The organism is Candidatus Yanofskybacteria bacterium (genome assembly GCA_003514055.1).
GTDB lineage: Bacteria > Patescibacteriota > Minisyncoccia > 2-02-FULL-40-12 > GWA2-44-9 > UBA12115.
Genome location: DOSG01000001.1, coordinates 19,044 through 36,056 on the forward strand (window position 1 = coordinate 19,044; position 17,013 = coordinate 36,056).

Annotated in this window: 17 protein-coding genes and 3 tRNA genes; 16 read left to right on the plus strand and 4 right to left on the minus strand. The window is 45.9% G+C overall.

The features are described 5' to 3' along the window. The first annotated feature begins 30 nt into the window (after nucleotides 1-30). The 14 genes from DEG18_00095 to DEG18_00160 all read left to right on the plus strand — a co-directional run bounded on the left by DEG18_00095 (nucleotide 31) and on the right by DEG18_00160 (nucleotide 8,455). Nucleotides 31-1,821: an elongation factor 4 gene (locus DEG18_00095; protein HBX58002.1), complete on the plus strand. Its 1,791-nt coding sequence runs from the start codon at nucleotides 31-33 to the stop codon at nucleotides 1,819-1,821. A gap of 191 nt (nucleotides 1,822-2,012) precedes the next feature. After that, nucleotides 2,013-2,381 carry a hypothetical protein gene (locus DEG18_00100; GenBank protein ID HBX58003.1) on the plus strand — a complete coding sequence of 123 codons (369 nt, stop codon included), beginning with the start codon at nucleotides 2,013-2,015 and terminating at the stop codon, nucleotides 2,379-2,381. Between the two features lie 4 nt (nucleotides 2,382-2,385). Then, nucleotides 2,386-2,459: transfer RNA gene (locus DEG18_00105), tRNA-Gly, on the plus strand. A 174-nt stretch (nucleotides 2,460-2,633) separates the two neighbouring features. Then, a complete protein-coding gene (locus DEG18_00110) occupies nucleotides 2,634-3,074 on the plus strand; it encodes a hypothetical protein (protein ID HBX58004.1) in 441 nt (146 codons plus the stop codon). A gap of 10 nt (nucleotides 3,075-3,084) precedes the next feature. Beyond that, nucleotides 3,085-3,160, plus strand: a tRNA-Thr gene (locus DEG18_00115). Between the two features lie 103 nt (nucleotides 3,161-3,263). Continuing rightward, nucleotides 3,264-3,494 carry a hypothetical protein gene (locus DEG18_00120; GenBank protein ID HBX58005.1) on the plus strand — a complete coding sequence of 77 codons (231 nt, stop codon included), beginning with the start codon at nucleotides 3,264-3,266 and terminating at the stop codon, nucleotides 3,492-3,494. Nucleotides 3,495-3,568: 74 nt separating this feature from the next. Beyond that, nucleotides 3,569-4,288 carry an ABC transporter ATP-binding protein gene (locus tag DEG18_00125; protein ID HBX58006.1) on the plus strand — a complete coding sequence of 240 codons (720 nt, stop codon included), beginning with the start codon at nucleotides 3,569-3,571 and terminating at the stop codon, nucleotides 4,286-4,288. A 62-nt stretch (nucleotides 4,289-4,350) separates the two neighbouring features. Continuing rightward, a complete protein-coding gene (locus tag DEG18_00130) occupies nucleotides 4,351-5,100 on the plus strand; it encodes a peptide chain release factor 2 (GenBank protein ID HBX58007.1) in 750 nt (249 codons plus the stop codon). Beyond that, nucleotides 5,097-5,780: a cell division ATP-binding protein FtsE gene (gene ftsE, locus DEG18_00135; protein ID HBX58008.1), complete on the plus strand. Its 684-nt coding sequence runs from the start codon at nucleotides 5,097-5,099 to the stop codon at nucleotides 5,778-5,780. The genes DEG18_00130 and ftsE overlap by 4 nt, the downstream gene beginning before the upstream one ends. Nucleotides 5,781-5,790: 10 nt before the next feature. Continuing rightward, a complete protein-coding gene (locus DEG18_00140; GenBank protein ID HBX58009.1) occupies nucleotides 5,791-6,711 on the plus strand; it encodes a hypothetical protein in 921 nt (306 codons plus the stop codon). Nucleotides 6,712-6,729: 18 nt separating this feature from the next. Beyond that, nucleotides 6,730-7,365: a hypothetical protein gene (locus DEG18_00145; GenBank protein HBX58010.1), complete on the plus strand. Its 636-nt coding sequence runs from the start codon at nucleotides 6,730-6,732 to the stop codon at nucleotides 7,363-7,365. Between the two features lie 47 nt (nucleotides 7,366-7,412). Further along, nucleotides 7,413-7,922, plus strand: a complete 510-nt coding sequence (locus DEG18_00150; GenBank protein HBX58011.1) for a hypothetical protein — start codon at nucleotides 7,413-7,415, stop codon at nucleotides 7,920-7,922. Between the two features lie 87 nt (nucleotides 7,923-8,009). Then, nucleotides 8,010-8,321: a hypothetical protein gene (locus DEG18_00155; GenBank protein HBX58012.1), complete on the plus strand. Its 312-nt coding sequence runs from the start codon at nucleotides 8,010-8,012 to the stop codon at nucleotides 8,319-8,321. A 60-nt stretch (nucleotides 8,322-8,381) separates the two neighbouring features. Continuing rightward, nucleotides 8,382-8,455: transfer RNA gene (locus tag DEG18_00160), tRNA-Gln, on the plus strand. Between the two features lie 89 nt (nucleotides 8,456-8,544). Here the strand turns inward: DEG18_00160 and DEG18_00165 are convergent. The 4 genes from DEG18_00165 to DEG18_00180 form a co-directional block, all read right to left on the minus strand. Further along, the gene (locus tag DEG18_00165; protein HBX58013.1) at nucleotides 8,545-10,482 is read right to left on the minus strand and encodes a hypothetical protein; all 1,938 of its coding nucleotides are present in this window, start codon (nucleotides 10,480-10,482) and stop codon (nucleotides 8,545-8,547) included. Between the two features lie 4 nt (nucleotides 10,483-10,486). After that, nucleotides 10,487-11,116 (minus strand): hypothetical protein, encoded by a 630-nt coding sequence (locus DEG18_00170; GenBank protein HBX58014.1) that lies wholly within the window; start codon nucleotides 11,114-11,116, stop codon nucleotides 10,487-10,489. A gap of 148 nt (nucleotides 11,117-11,264) precedes the next feature. Further along, nucleotides 11,265-12,299, minus strand: a complete 1,035-nt coding sequence (locus DEG18_00175) for a hypothetical protein (protein ID HBX58015.1) — start codon at nucleotides 12,297-12,299, stop codon at nucleotides 11,265-11,267. 87 nt (nucleotides 12,300-12,386) lie between these two features. Then, the gene (locus DEG18_00180) at nucleotides 12,387-13,451 is read right to left on the minus strand and encodes a hypothetical protein (GenBank protein HBX58016.1); all 1,065 of its coding nucleotides are present in this window, start codon (nucleotides 13,449-13,451) and stop codon (nucleotides 12,387-12,389) included. A 102-nt stretch (nucleotides 13,452-13,553) separates the two neighbouring features. On the opposite strand from DEG18_00180, the gene nadE reads away from it, so the two are divergent. Then, complete coding sequence (nadE, locus tag DEG18_00185) at nucleotides 13,554-15,977, plus strand: NAD(+) synthase (GenBank protein HBX58017.1); 2,424 nt, start codon at nucleotides 13,554-13,556, stop codon at nucleotides 15,975-15,977. A 96-nt stretch (nucleotides 15,978-16,073) separates the two neighbouring features. Then, entirely contained in the window at nucleotides 16,074-17,012 is a 939-nt protein-coding gene (locus DEG18_00190) for a hypothetical protein (GenBank protein HBX58018.1), read from the plus strand. Nucleotide 17,013: the final 1 nt, after the last annotated feature.

The window sequence follows — 17,013 nt, forward strand, 5'->3', positions numbered from 1 at the left end:
AGCTTATCCCTATGGTAATAGCTGAATTGAATGAATAATATACGTAATTTCTGCATTATCGCTCATATAGATCATGGAAAATCGACCCTTGCGGATCGATTTTTAGAGCTGACCGGGACCGTCGAGAAAAGAAAGATGCACGAGCAGTATCTAGATACGATGGATCTCGAGAGAGAAAGGGGTATTACCATCAAGCTCCAGCCAGTGCGAATGAATTATAGATATAACAACGAAGATTACATTTTAAATCTTATTGATACGCCCGGGCATGTAGATTTTTCATACGAGGTTTCACGATCTCTTGCGGCCGTGGAGGGAGCAGTTCTTCTAGTTGATGCCACTAAAGGTGTGCAGGCTCAAACATTAGCTAACCTACATTTAGCCCAACAGCAGGGATTAAAAATAATTCCCGTTATAAACAAAATAGATTTACCGAATGCTCGAGTCGAACATGTTCGAGAAGAACTGTCGTATCTATTGGGAGTCGAACCAGAAGAAATAATAGAAGCATCTGGTAAAAGCGGTGAGAACATCGAGCTCATTCTGCAGAAGATTATTAAGGACGTGCCTGCGCCAGACAAAAAGTATGATCGTGAGAAGCTAAGAGCCCTAGTCTTCGATTCCACGTTTGATGCCTATAAGGGCGTGATAGCTTTTATTCGAGTCTTCGCCGGATCGGTTAAAAGGGGTGATAAGGTGATGGCCTATGCTACAAGGGCACACGTTGAAGTTCTGGAGTCTGGCTATTTCTCGCCATCTTTCGTCCCGGGTAAGGAGATACACAATGGTGAGACGGGCTACATAGCCACTGGTCTGAAAGATCCGGGACAGATTAGAGTTGGGGACACGATTACTATACAGGCAGATGATCCCAGTTTTATTCCACTGGCTGGATATAAAGAACCGAGGCCCATGGTGTTCGCTAGTTTTTTCCCAGAATCGAGCGACGATTTTGATCTGCTTAAGGATGCGCTTTCAAAGCTAAAACTTACGGATGCGTCGCTTAACTATGAGCCAGAAGCGTCCGCCGGCTTAGGCAGAGGATTTAGAGTTGGTTTTTTGGGCATGCTTCATGTGGAGATAATATCTGAAAGACTCAGGCGTGAATTCGGTTTGAGTTTAATTATTTCAACGCCGTCTGTAGAGTACGCGGTTAAATTGACAAACGGCGAAGGAATAAGAGTTCGTTCCGCCGCCATGTTGCCAGATTTTTCTAGAATTACTGAGCTGTCCGAGCCGGTGGTTGATCTAGAGATCATTGCTCCAGCAGAATATCTGGGTAGCGTTATGGAGCTTGTGGCTACTTATCGCAACACTTACAAGGCTACTGATTACATAGGAAGAGAGACGGCCTTAATTAAATACCGCATGCCTTTGGCCGAGATTATTACTGATTTTTATGACAAGCTAAAAAGCGTTTCTTCCGGTTACGCATCTATGAGTTACGAGCCAAGTGGGATGGAGAAGGGCGACCTAGTAAGGCTCGATATTCTAATTGCTGGAGACATAGTCGAGCCATTTTCTAAAATCGTGGCCAAGGAAAAGGCATTCTACGAAGGTCGCTATCTGGTGGCCAAACTAAAGACGGTTGTCCCGCCTCAGTGGTTCCAAGTAACGATACAGGCGGCTATTGGGAGTAAAATAATCGCCCGTGAAGATATTAGAGCTCGCAGGAAGGACGTAACCGGTTACTTGTATGGCGGAGACATAACTAGAAAGATGAAACTGCTCGAGAAGCAGAAGAAAGGCAAGAAAAAGATGAAGGAAAGTGGCAAAGTAAATTTACCCCAAGAAGTATTCTTGAAGATGCTAAAAAGATAAGTGCGCAAAAGGCCCCCGAAGGGGGCCTTTTGGTGAAAAACTAAAAAACTAGTAAAATGCTGGTAGGATCAAGAAGAAGACCATCGATATGGCGACCAAAAGGGAGACGATCGTCCAGACTACTTGAATTGATTTTTTACTCATCATTGTAATATAAATTTATTATATACTGCCGCTTTTGGCAAGCCGATATGATCCAGAAAGTTTTTAAATCTAAATATTTTACAGTAGTAGTCGTGCTTTTGTTATTCTGGGCGGCGTATTTGATCATCGGTGCGAGTATGCGACGATCAGATGTCGAGGATAAGATAGTCGACCTAGAGAACAAAGCCAGCGAGATTGAGAAGAGCAACAAATATTTAGAAAGAATCATGACTTATATAAAAACGCCAGCTTTCCTTGAAAGAGAGGCTAGGATTAAGTTAAACTATAAGTCAGCCGATGAGAACGTAGCTTTTATATATATGAACAATGAGAGCAAGGATCGAGTGGATGATGTCCAGTCGATAGCGGCCATGTCCAATCCGCAGAGGTGGTGGAATTGGTTGATGGGCAGATAATATCGCGGGTGTAGTACAGTGGTAGTACGCTTGCTTCCCAAGCAAAGAACGGGAGTTCGATTCTCCTCACCCGCTCAAAATTGATAAGTCAATTTTGGGCTTGAAGAATCGAACGCCGGAGCGATGTTGCGCCAGTAGGCGCAACCGTGAGGCGGTGGCCAGCCCGAGACGTGCGACGGCGCGGCGAGAGGCGAGGCCGATTCTCCTCACCCGCTCAAAATTGATAAGTCAATTTTTGAGGTATAATGATATATGATCAAACACACAACTATAACTATTGAATCGAAGTCGGAACCGGAATTTATTGACATAAGCGACCAGGTCTCTGATTTTGTTAAAGAATCTGGGGTTAACCATGGCTTGATTAATGTCCAGAGTATGCACACTTCGGCGGCGCTATTAGTAAACGAAAACGAACCACTGTTACTCAAGGACTTGGCCACGCATTTTGACAAGTTATCGCCGAAGACTATTGAGTACAATCACGACAATATGACCGTAAGGACTGTAAACGTGTGCGAGGGTGAGTGTGCCAATGGTTATGCCCATTGCCGCGCGGCCCATTTAATGAGTAACGTGACTATGAATATAATTGATGGTAAGCTCCAACTTGGCCAATGGCAAAGGATACTATTCGCAGAGTTAGACAGGCCAAGAACGAGAACGATCCAGTTAATGATAGTAGGCGAGTAGATAGGCTTTCGCCACCTTAGCTCAGCTGGTAGAGCAACACTTTCGTAAAGTGGAGGTCCCCGGTTCGATTCCGGGAGGTGGCTCCAAAAAATAGTGAAACTTATATTGCCAATACCACGCTACTGTGGTATTGTGCGTTATCTGTCCCTTGGAGGTACAATCGTGACACGATCTAGCCAGGGTATATACATGGTCCAGTTTCTTAAGTCATTTCTGGTGTGGGATATTGTCAGGCGTGATGCCGTGGATATTCCTGCTATATTTGCAGGTTGGTATTTGCTACTAAAGTTGGTAGGAGGCTCAATCAGCTCTTTTAGTATTTTATTCTTTGTTTTTGTAGCTATTCCGTTCATCCATTTCGTTAATTTCAATATTCGCCATGTCTCTGCTGACGATATAGATACAGGGCCCGACAAGTAGTCGGGCTTTTATATTGACGACTTCCATATCTTAATGTATGATCTTGGCAACGTTCTTTTACTTGGAGGTGAACGGTGGAAGCTTCAAAGAAGGACAATGTATTTCCAATATACCTCGTTACATCGAAAAGTCAGCACAAGCTGGCCATGACCTTCGTCAGGTTTCAGGAGCATTTCGAGTCTCCTGAATTCGCTGGTAAAGTATTTACTCTTGAGGAGTTTGCCGATTGGTACGCCAGTCAGCACGATGATTTTTTTAGCTATTCTGATGATTGGGGTGGATTTAATGTCCCGTCGTGGGTGGTAGACAAGTTTCGTGCGGGCTTATTCGATCCACTTAGCCAGAAGGAAAAACATTTTCTCGATTTAACGAATGTAACTGGTCGGGCATACTTTATTGGCATGAGTACCGCAAAGGGCATAAAGATTGGAACGCTAAGACATGAAGTTGTTCATGGTTTGCAGTATGTTGGTCCGCGTGATTTCAACAATGTCGTAAACGGCTATGTTGTGTCATCTTGGAAGGATTCAGTTTTCTCGAAAGATTGGGAAAAGCTATTCAAGAAGCTAAGGGCCATGGGTTACGATAATAATGTGTTGGTTGACGAGGCCATAGCCTATTTGACCACCGGTTTGGCCGGAGAACTCAATGGTCTTAGTATTAAATTTGTAAAGATTACGCGCGATAAATTGCGGGCACACTTCAAGGAGCATTTTGGTTTCTCGATTCATCGAGCAGATGCGGTGGATATATTAAACAGAATTCATATCATCAATTTGGATAGTGCGGCGTAGCGGCCCCGAAGGGGCCGCTTTTTTGTTGAAAAAATAGTCGGAAAAGCATAAGATTAGTCACGATGGAATATGAGAAGAATAGGGCCATTCTAAACATATATGCTGGCGCTGGCGGTGTTGATGCTCAGGACTGGGCTTCAATGCTTTTGAGAATGTATCAGCGCTATGCCCAGAAGAAAGACTGGAAGTTTGTTTTGTTGTCAGAATCTTTTGGCGAGCAAAAAGGCATTAAGTCGGTCTCGTTTGAGATAACAGGTGAAGATGTATATGAAATTTTAAAAAACGAGAATGGTGTTCATCGTCTGGTACGCATCTCGCCCTTCTCGGCGAAGAACTTAAGGCACACTTCGTTTGCATTGGTGGAAGCATTGCCTGAGATAATAGCTCACAACATTAAGATTGATCAAAAAGATTTACGAATAGATACCTACAGATCATCTGGCCCGGGCGGGCAGAATGTAAATAAGCTAGAGACGGCAGTCAGGGTAACCCATACTCCGACTGGCATCTCAGTAGCAGTCCAATCGGAGAGATCGCAAGCTCAAAATAAAGAGAAGGCAATTCAGGTGTTATATTCTAAGCTATCAAAAAAAGTTGAAGAGAAAAATGCCAAAGAGATATCTGATCTAAGGGCCGAGCCCGGATCAATTGAATGGGGAAGTCAGATTAGATCGTATGTCCTTCATCCGTATCAAATGGTCAAAGACCATAGGACAGGCGTAAAGATTTCTCAGCCAGACAAGGTTCTTGATGGTGACCTTGATAAGTTGATTGAAGCCAAGGCAAAATTGGGGCATAATGATATGGAATGATAAAGATCCACCATACATCTTTTATATATGATGACGAATTTGAGGCCTTACGTGATATAAATCTGGAGATAAAGCATGGCGAATTCGTCTCTCTAGTCGGACCATCAGGTTCTGGAAAATCAACTCTACTAAAACTATTAACTCGCGAAGTACTGCCCACGGATGGAGAAATCCTAATTGATGGGATTGATCTAGGCGAGCTTTCGGCTAGAGACATACCGCATCTTAGGAGGAAGATAGGCACCGTCTATCAGGATTTTAAATTACTATCAGCCAAGAATGCATTTGAGAACGTTGCCTTCGCCATGGAAGTATGTGGCGCCGATAAAGAGGATGTTGATCGTGACGTGCCTAAGCTTTTAAATATTGTTGGCTTGTCTGATAAGGCTAATAATTTTCCTCATCAAATGTCTGGCGGAGAGAGACAAAGGTTGGCCATAGCTCGAGCATTAATTCATCGTCCGAGAATAATCTTGGCCGACGAGCCGACCGGTAACTTGGATCAGGTGAATACGTATGATGTGGTAAAGCTACTCTTGAAGATCAACGAGCTTGGCACAACTATAATTCTAGCTACTCACAATCGAGATGTGGTAAATGCTATCGGCCGAAGGGTCATAAGCATGGAGAATGGTAGAATTGTTCGTGATCAAATTGAGCAGGGCAAATACATAATTTAAATTATTTATCATGCATTATCATCTCAAAGAGACATTAAAGAGAATATTCAATACTGGCTGGTTAAATTTCGTTAGAAATAGTTATGTGAGCTTTGGCACTACTGGCGTCATGACTTTGGTGTTATTGTTGTTCGCCGGTCTTATGAGTCTTAACTTTTTATCAACAAAAGTCGTAGAAGGCCTGCAAGACAAAGTAGACGTAAGCGCTTATTTCAAGTCTTCGGCTAGTGAAGAAGAGGTGGCTAGCGTAAAGATTGATTTAGAGAAAAATCAGCTGGTTAAGAATGTCCTTTATATATCTAAGGATCAGGCATTAGCTGATTTCAAAAAAAGGCATGCTGGCGATCCGCTGATCCAAGAATCATTGGCAGAATTAGACGAGAATCCTCTGCAGGCGTCTTTAAATATAAAAGCTAATAATCCCGATACTTATGCGGAGATAGTTAAATTCTTAGAAGCTAATAAATTCAGAAGTCTTATCGACAAGATCAATTACTACGAGAATGAAGCGGTTATTAAGCGTGTTGAAGGAATCTCTGGAGGCATAAAAACTTGGGGTCTCATCGCGACTCTACTCTTGGCCCTGATCGCCATTTTGGTAACTTTCAATACTATTCGGTTAACGATATTTAATCAGAAGCAGGAGATTGAAATTATGAGATTGGTTGGTGGCTCAAATTGGCATGTGAAGGCGCCATACTTAGTGGAGGGGGCTATCTACGGAGTTTTTGCGGCAGTAATAGCCGGTGCATTGTTCTATCCGATCGCGTACTTCCTTTCGCCGAAAATAAGTATTTTAATTCCGGGCGTAAGTCTGATCGGATATTTTGGATCTAACTTCTTTAGTTTTATCTTCCTCCTCTTATTGGTGGGGGTTCTAATCGGCGTAGCTTCTAGCTATATCGCGATTAGAAAGTTCTTGAAGGTTTAGGATTTAATAGTGATTTAAGTGAGCCTCCCGCCCACGGCTCCGGCAATCGCCGGATGCCGAATGGGCGGGAGCTTTGACATTCCCGTTGTTGTAGGTATAATAGGCGAAGATTCTGGGGGAGCATACTACATGTCGAAGAACCTTGAAATCGAGAGGCGTTTTATTGTCAACGATATATCGGACATTCCCGTTAATACTGATTTGCCAACCAAGGCCAGGCTTATCCAAGGCTACTTGCCTGGAAGTTCTTTCGATGGATTGCAAGCTCGTGTTAGATATCAACTTGCGCGACAGTCTAATGGTCAGCTGGCCGTGACCTTTTCATTGAACATGAAGTCTGGCTACGGCCTGACACGAACCGAGATAGAGATTGGCCTAGCTGTCCAACAATTCAACCACTTATTTCGACTATGCGATCGCTACGTCGAGAAAATGCGTTGGAAGTTGGGGGCATATTATCAGGGTGGCGACGGGGGCTTACTGCCAGTAGTGATTGAAATCAACGAATTCGCTGGGCGTCACGATGGACTGATCCTTGCCGAGATCGAATTTGACTTTGAAGAAGCCGCCAATAGTTTTTCTCCGCCGGTATGGCTCGGTCGTGAAGTGACCGATGATCCAGCGTACAGCGGATTTGCTCTGGCTCGTCGATAATTCGAAAGTTCTTTGAGACGTTGAATAAACGTCTTTTTTGTTGTAAGTTGTGGCTAGTTCTCGGCGTTGGGAGGATAGCTATGCCAGAGAGTAGGTCATTTCCAGAATCTCTTAATCGTGAATTTCTAGAAGATTTGGATGGCCTGGTTGGCAGCATGGTAATGATTAAATTCAGTCTGGCCCTGAGTCGCGATTCAAGAGATAGTGGCGACTTCGAGAAGGAGCTAAGACGCGCTCGGAAGTTCTTAATAATTATTACGCCTAGAGACGTCTTCCATGTGGAAAATATTATAGGAGCTCTCAACGGTCACGAAATCGCCCGAAGAGTCTCTCGCTTATTTGGGCCCGGATTGTCTTCTGTCGAAGATGAAGCAGAAAGACTCAAGGCCTATCGACTAAGACACAAAGCTTGTCTAGCTACCGTTAATAAGGCTATAAGAGGGGCGTCTGTGTCGCCTCAGGAAGTCGAGGAAGCCGAAAAATTCTTTGATGACGTAAGAGAGATTTTTGATGGTATTCATCTTCTTCAAGCGCAAAGAGCCGCGGAGGATGAGTAATTAAGGTATATTTAGCCGCGTGAAGCGCGGCTTTTAATTTGAAATTTTTAATGCTAGAATTGGGCCAGCTATTTGAGGAGTGTAACCATGTGGACTGAACCAGTAACTATCATGGTGCCATCTAGGATGTGGGAACTGCGAAAAAGGACCAAGAAAAGATTCGAGCAACTTGAGAAGATGGTGAAAACCAGTAAGCGGGTCAATTGGTTCGATCTGGACAAATTTTTTATGGATACTCGTAGAGATTGGAATATCCAGTGGCAAGGAGTTGATCAACATACTGGTGGCGAAGAGTTCGTCGAAAGGTGGTGGCACGACTATTTTGTCCCAAGGTTCGATGCTCTTAAGAAAGCTAAGGTAGCCCAGGACAGACGGATGAGGAGGCACGCTAAGAAATAATAAGGCCATTAGGCCTTTTTATCTTGAAAAAAGTTGGGTTTTGTTGTAAAGTATGGACATTGCGGGATCGTCTAATGGTAGGACACATCCCTCTGGAGGATGGTATCTTGGTTCGAATCCAGGTCCCGCAGCCACTATTGAAAGTATCGAGGTAGACCGAGGAGGGGAAGTATCTATATCTACAATAAAAAGCCCCGCGTTAGCGGGGCTGTGTCTTCGAAAATCAGATGTTTACAATCTTTCTTGCCCGGACCTGGGCCAGGTAGCCATCTAGATCTTCGATCAGATTGCGCTTGGCAATGCCTTGGACAATCTGACCGACGTTGGGCGGTAGGAGTAGTCGTGACGAGCACTCTAGTAGTCCGACCATTGTCATGAAGTCGATAGCTGACTGAGAAGCGCTCGGGATGAAGTCATCTATGGCGCTATTCAAGGCATTGCTATCAACTATTTTGCCAGAGGCAAAGCGGAAGGCCGCGAGGATAATGGCCTCGACATCGGCGCCAGACAGACCATCTGTCTTCTTGGCGAATGTCGCGAAGTTCTTGATATCAGTCGGGATATTGTATCTCTTGAACATAACTCGGAAGATATCAGGCAGTTCGTCCATCGACGGCATCGGGATCAGGATTCTCTGGTCACCACGGCCGCTGCGCTTGAGGGCTGGATCGATACGATCCGGTCTGTTGGTGCAGGAGATGACGACGACTTTACCACGAATTCTTGGATCGGAGAGGAACTCCATCCACATTTTCATCAGACGCTCGGCAACTCCAGAGTCACCCTTGGGTGCGTCGCGCTGTGCGTCGGCTAGATCGGCTTCGTCGTTCATGACGACAACCGGCGCCAGAGACCGCAAGGCGTAGATGAATTTCTGCATTCGGGCTTCGGATTCTCCGACCCACATCGAACGAATATTCTTCGTCTTGATGAAGTTGAAGGCGGCTTCTTTAGCCAGGGCTTCAACCAGGGCGGTTTTGCCGGTTCCCGGCGGGCCCATGAAATATATGCCCATTGGCACTAGTCGGTATTCTCCGTTTTTGATGGCATCGAGAACCGATTGGAGATATTTTTTGATATACGTGAGACCACCTATGTCCTCGAAGCCACGTTGGGCGTCCACGACTTCCATGAGCTCGCCATATTCGCTATTGAGAATATTTCTTTTTCTATTTTTTACGAAATTGAGATCGAGCGTTTGCCCGGTTTTCAGTGCCTGCAAAAAGATTTCAGAAATTTGTCTAAAGCTCATGCCTTGTGCGGCATGGGCAAAGACCGATACTTCGAAATCTGACGGCAAGGTAATGACTGGTCCAAGGCTTTCGACCTCGACGCGCTTCTCATTAACTTCGGCTGCGATCTTCTTGTCGACACTTGTGTCGGCTTTTTTGGACTGCTTATCCAATTGCGCGATTTCTCCTTCTAGGACCTGCTTCTGTCTTGACCGATAGGTCGTATTGGAGATAAAGTCAATCCTTTCGTCTTTGTCAGGCTTAGGTATGAATACCTGATTCGCAGCTGAGCCGTTATTTCTTAGTTCCGAGGAAACTTTTGTGATTTCGTCGGTGAGAAGAATGATGAGGTTATTCTTAGACCTCAGTCTTTCGCTCTGGCTCCAATTACGCAGTGTCTGGATAGTTACTCTTTCGTTGGCCGGTAACATCGCATTGGCGCCAGGGTTGGGGGCAATGAAATGTGCCGATTTGATAACGACGGCCATGTTCTCGGATTTGTACATTACCTTTTCGATAAGTGGTAGACAAGAATTTGGATCTTGTGGCAGTCCACGTTTGGCGGCTAGGTCTGCCTTGGCGGCGGCGATAGGATCGGCGCCAGTCGCGGCATCTGTTTCAAGGCCAGCCAGTTTCTTGAATTCCTTTTCCATGGCCGATGTTAGAAATCTCATTCCCGAAGCAACGTCGTAGAAGATGACAATCTGGCGAGTATCGAAGACCTGCCGCAAGAACTCCCTAAAAGGGATGTATGCGGTATCGGGTTCGATCTCGCACTTTGGGTTAAGAACTAGTCCATCGGTATCACCGTGGAAGATAAAGAAGTGTGCCATGCCTGATTTTAAGGGAAGAATAAAGTCCTTCTCCAGCCATTCGGGCATTTTGTATTCGATTACGTTGGTTAGTGTTTCTTCCTTGGGAGTTTTCATGATCCTACCTCTGCTTTAGGAAGTCGTGATGTTCAACGCCGGTGGCGATTGGTTGGCCAGATTCGTGCTCTTCCGAAAATCGGATTTTGATACCGAATTTCTGAGCAAGCAACATAAGCTTGGCCCGTTCTTCCTTCAATACGGATTTTGATTCGAAATGTTCGAAAGTTAGAACACCATTGCCATTGCTACCGACAGCCACGCTCAGATATCTGTGAACGTCGGCACTTTCATTTTTCTCGCCTTCAACGATAGTCGTCTTCTTACCGCCGATAACTTTGTTGCTAGTCATCGTGGTGTAATCTAGAAGCTGGGCGATGATGGCAAGGACCTCGATTTGGAAGCGCTCGCCGACGTTTTTGGCAGCAGTTTCAAGTTGCTGCTTTTCTTTTGGTGTCATGAATTGAGCCTTGATAGCCAACTCGCCATTAGAAATCTGGAACTTGGCGTTGCCGGTATAGCCGATAGCGCGAAGAGTACGATTCAGGGCCTCTTCAAAAAGGGGATTGATATCTAGTCCAGTAAGCCAATCAATGAATACAGTATCTTCGACGCCCATATTGTCCAATAGGGTCTTGTCGATTTTCGGAGCTTTGACCTTCTCCTTGAATTCTTGTGGCAACTTTGGCGCCACGCGGATTCTCGTAATGTTCTTGTACCCGATGTTGCAAGGCATGGGGTCTCCTCTCGGTTGTAAACGTGCGAATGAGTCGTCATTGTTTTATCACATAAATCGCGACTTGGCAAGACTAAAAAACGCTCCGTTTGGAGCGTATATCTTATTAGATCTTCAGGGTACTTGGCTTCTTTTTCGACGAAGATGTCTCGTTGGGAAGTTCTTTGACCCTGGCAGTACTTTTTGCCTTAGATCTCGTGGGTTTGCGATTTCGTACCCATTCATCAAGATCCTTGAGTGCAGTCCCGATTTGCTTGATTCTCTTCTCGCTTTGCGGCTTATACTCGACACCTTCGGCGAGATCGAGTGGTCTCGTTCGCATGTCTTCGAGATACTGCTCTAGCGTCCGGGCTCCGGATACTAAGGCATATACGCCCAGTGTGAGGTCGCCGATTGCCAGATCCTCTGGCAGAATGATAATCCTCTCACTGCCAAGGACCTCAGTCCATTGGCCGACGATACTTGTATTGTTCCAGCCTTCGCGGGTGGTGGCACCGGTATATCGACGATGAATAAGAAAAACATTTCCTTTGAATTTCTCAATGAGATCAGTGAAGACCTCTCTTGCACTGATATTCTTATGCTCGCCACCGAAGTGATCTCTTAGGTCGCTGGCATAGAGGTCAGGCACAAATGCTTCGTCGCCTGTAATTAGGTATATGGGCTTTACGGCCTTGGGCATTTTGACGAGATAGGCGTAGTAGTACGCGGTTAACGCATAGGATTCACTGCCTTGACCACCGCCATTGCCTTCGAAGTGGATTCGCTTGAACCACCTGTCCAAATTGCGGAGTGCCGCGAAGTCGGCCATCTGAAGAGGCGAGACATCGGATCGAATGTCTCCCGTAGCTGCCACACTCATCATCGGATCAGGCAGATATTTTCGGGCTACAATCTGGCCGACGATGCCGGGCCATTTGTCCCAGATAATCTTCGGCAAAATGCCCATTGAACCAGTCTCATCGAAATCATAGACGAGTGGATTCCCCGCATTACAAACGAGGCGTCGATTCATTGGCGATAATGCCGGATCCATATACGATTGTTGCAAGGCTGTCTCTGCGACGCTAGTTACGCCATTACTACCTCGATACACGTTGCTGGTAACATCTCGATCGTAGTATGAACCGCCTCCACCCATGTGAGTCTCCTTGTTAATGATCCGGATAATATATACCAATCATTTGAAGATCGGTCAAGGACAATAAAAAAGACCGCTGTTAAGCGGTCAGATCTTGAGGGATGTCTTTGGATTGCCCTTCTTGCTCTTGCTTGTGGGTGTATCTTTCGCACTGACCTTCGTGGCGTTGATGCCGGCCAGCTTTCGGAAGGCAGCTTTGGCAATGCCTAGATATTCGGCTTCGAAATCCTTGCCGCGGAGATTCTCGGTGGCTTTCTCGGCATCGATCTTGCCTTCGCAGACGCCGACGAGCGTGCCGATCAATTCACAGACCTGTTCGGTCTTATCCATGCCGACGACGAATTCATTGCCGAGCAATTCGCGCCATCGTTTCCAGACTCGAGGGTCTCGGGCATTATCTGTCAGTCTCGGGATGATATAGAACACCTGGTATTTTTCTTGGGCTTCTTTGACAATCTGCTCGACTGGGATATCTGTCTCGAATGGGGCCTTGCCCATCAAGGCTGCGATCTCGTCGACGCTGACCGGTTCGTGAGGAAGCTCGTCGCCGATCAAGAACAGGTAGCCCTTCTTACCTCGTTTTTCGAAGGTGTCGATGGAAGTGTGCCGGGCCATGAAGTAGATGGCGTTCGGGTATGATTCGCCTCCATTGCCACCGCCTAGACCTTCGAGATACACTCTTTGGAAGAAATCCATCAATTCCTCGGCGCCAGGTTCGAATTCACCGATCTGGAGAGGCACCTTATCGCACTTCGAATCTCCGACCGCACCGAATAGGATGTGCACATTCGGGAGATAGTCCTTCTTGAGGAAGTACCCCATCAAATCCTTGAGACGAACTTCGAGTTCAACTGGCACGGTTCCCATAGAACCAGTGACGTCGAAAATGACAGCCAGAGCATTTGATTGCGGGTGAGTAGCACTATCTCGACTCTCCCTGATCTTTTTCTTGTCGATAGCAAGATTGGGATGGCACTTGATATCGCTGGTCTTTGTTGCCTTTCGCATATCCGCCGTATAGGCAAAGGTATCTTTGCCAGAACTCTTGATAGCCTGTTTTCTTGCAGTCAAATCCTCGTCACGATAGGTAGATCCGCCCATGAGCCTGTTCCTTTCATGTAAAAGTCCGCTGTCCCTAACCAGAAAGAGCATATTAGACAAATGCCGTGCTGTCAACGATTGACGTTGGTTCGGAAATAATGTAGGATAATGACAACATTTTGGTCCCTTTACAAGTAAGAGACGGAGGAAATCATGGCGAGTTTGACCGGAGTCAAGCTGGCAATATGCCAGATGCCAGTCGTGGTCGGAAGGCCTGACCTAAACGTTCGGTATATGCGTCAGGAGATTTCTGACGCGAAAGATAAGGGCGTAGACATTATTATCTTCCCGGAACTTTCGGTAACTGGGTATATTATCGGCGATATGTTTGAGCGTGAAGAATTCATTCTCGATGCATACAAGTCGTGTGATGCTATGTTGCGTGAAGTAACGAAAGACGGCATTACGGCGATTGTCGGTGTGCCCGTCTATGACAACGGTCTTCGTGGCGAAGACGGACGTCGAAGATTATACAATGCAGCTGTTGTATATAGCGACGGTAAGTATATTGGTAAGGCCATCAAAACGTTGCAGCCAAACTATCGAATGTTCGACGATGATCGTCATTTCTATTCAGAGCGAAAATTGGCACAGGAGAACGGCCTAGATCTGAATATGATCAATAACGTATTTGCCATAAAGTTAAGAGACAGTCGGATAATACGTCCCGGTGTAATGCTTTGCGAAGATGGATGGCCTGATGACTATTATATTGATCCGAGCGAGGCGCTCATGAATAATGGTGCCGAATTAATTATCAATATATCGGCGTCACCATGGGGTTGGCAGAAGAATCGTAAACGCCACAGCGTCGTCAAGGAGCTCTTGACCAAACGTAAGGTGTCGATGGTATATGTAAATAACACCGGCTTGCAGAACAATGGCAAGAATTTGATCGTGTTTGATGGCAGCTCAACAGTATACAACGCGAACGGAGAAGTTGTTTACGAAGTTGCTCCCTATGCCGTTGGTAATCACTATTTCGAATTTACGGAAAAACTTCCCGTTGTTATTCAAAACAAACAAGATGATTCGCGGGAGCTATATCTGGCGGTACATAACGCCATCAAGGAATTCTGTTCATCATTCAAGAAGATTATCATTGGCGTCAGTGGTGGTATTGATTCAGCTGTCGCCGCTGCGGCATATGTCGATGCGCTGGGCAAAGATAAGGTCCTCGGAGTCTTTATGCCTTTTAGTAAATATAGTTCTACCGAGAGCGAAGTAAGGGCTCGTGCTATAGCTGAAAGTCTCGGTATTGAATTCCGAGTCGTGAGCATCGATGCAATCGTTGATTCGATTGCGGGATTACTTTCTACACAAGAGGGAACTCTTGAGTATGAGAATATACAGGCTCGGGCTCGTATGGAAGTCCTAGCAGCCATTGCTCAGAGAGAGGGTGGCGTGTTCGTCTGCAATACAAACAAAGTCGAAGCCGCATTTGGCTACGGCACGATGTATGGCGATATCGCTGGTGCTCTCGCGTTGTTGGCCGATATGGTGAAGCGCGAAGTCTATCAGTTGGGTAATTACTACAATGAGCAGGTTTTTGGTAGGCAAGTAATTCCTGCCGATTGTTTCAACATTGCGCCCACGGCCGAGTTGGGCCTGAATCAGAAAGACCCCTTCGATTATGGGAATCTGCTTCGCCGAGGTTATCACGACGAGATGGTTAGGGCATTCACTGAATTCAGACTTGGTCCGGAATGGTTCATTGAAGCCTATATGTCGAAGCAACTTGAGATAGAGTTGAAGCTTGAAGCTGGGACGATCGATCGATTGTTTCCTTCAGCTGGCAAGTTCGTCGCTGATCTCGAAAAACACTGGGCTTTGTATCGACGAGCATTCTTCAAGACAAATCAAATGCCGCCGATTCTCATCGTGAGCAAGCGCGCATTCGGTTATGATCTGCGAAGGTCAATGGTGACGCCCCACTTTACTGGAAGGTATCGACGATTAAAGGCATTCGTATTGCCTAAAGAGCCCAGACGAATTGCGATCTATGGTGGAAGTTTCAATCCGCCCGGATTGAATCATCTCCAGGTCGTACAAAGTGCTCTTAAATCATTCGACACAGTTATCGTTGTGCCGTGTGGTCCCAGAGGGGATAAGGATTCTATCAATACGGTAACCTTCGTGGACCGCAAGAATATGATCGAGATGGCTTTTGGCGATGTACCTGGCGTAGAGATTGATTGGCGAGATTTGAAGTCGGGCGACTTCACTCCAACCTATCAATTGCAGGAGATCTACAAAGCAGAATTCCCCGACGACGAAATATGGTTCGTGGTCGGGAGTGATATAGTTTTGAAGGGTTCAGATGGCCTATCGCTTATTCAGCGAATGTGGCGTCAGGGTAAGAGAATCTGGCAAGAGTTAAACTGGGCAGTGATTGCTCGAAGCAACGTGGCTATTCCAGCCGACAACATGCCGCCGAATTTTCTACTGCTTGCGGCGAGTGACATCTTTGGATCATCGAGTACCATTAGACAGATGGTAGCTGATGGCAAAGATATCGGTGATTTCGTCGATGACGAAGTTGGTGAATATATTGCCAAGAAGGGATTGTACAGATAGTTAGCCCCGCAAAAGCGGGGCTATTTAATTGGCTTGACAAAGCGACAAATTATTAGTATTAATATGCCAGTTGGTCTTTGAAAACGGGAGGTCTTCGTGCTCATTGGTACGCTTCCGACGTTGGTTAGCCCATCAACATTGATTGTGGCCGAGAACATGATTGCTCATCCGGCTATCGCCGCAGTTCGTTACAATACTGGTGGCGACAGTCCGCTGGCGCCATTGCAGATATTATCGATGGTAAAGAAAATGACGGACAAATATGGAAAGACGCTATACGTCGATCTTGAGGGCCGACAGCTTAGAATTGCTCGCTGGACTCCATTTGAATCGGGCATGGTGGTGCTCAACCGAGATTTTTCGGTGAAACCACCGGCTAGGATATTCATTCGTAATGCCGGCTGGTTCGATCTTGTTGCGGCCAAACCAAAAGAAAGAAAGGTATATGTTGAGAATGGTCCAGCTTTACGCCAGTACTATTTTGGCGAGAGCCAGAGCACTCACATTGTTGGTGGCGATTTCGAAGTCCAGGGATATTTGGGCGGTTTAGACTTTGAATATATCGAAGCTGCTAAGCAATCAGGTATAACGAACTTTATGCTTTCGTTCGTCGAAGATGAAAGTGATTTGGATGATTTCTATGTGCACTTCCCAAGACGAAAACGAAGCAAGATGTCGGTTGTTCTCAAAATCGAGTCCCAAAAGGGATTGGCATTTATTCGGAGCCGGCATTGGCGCATCAATGAGCGACTCATGGCAGCGCGAGACGATCTGTTTATCAGCTTTGGCGAGAATCCCGTCGGAATCTACGAAGGGCTGAAGCAGATCATCAAAGTTGATCCAAGCGCTATTGTGGCCTCACGTATTTTGCACGGCTTCCAATCGACCGGTATCGTTACGATGGGTGATATTGCAGACATCATATTGATGTCGCGAATCGGTTATCGGAATTTTATGTTTTCCGATGGTATTGCCAAGAAATTTCCCGAAGCTATTAAGCTCTGGGAAGAGATTAAGCCATCGATGGAAGTATAGT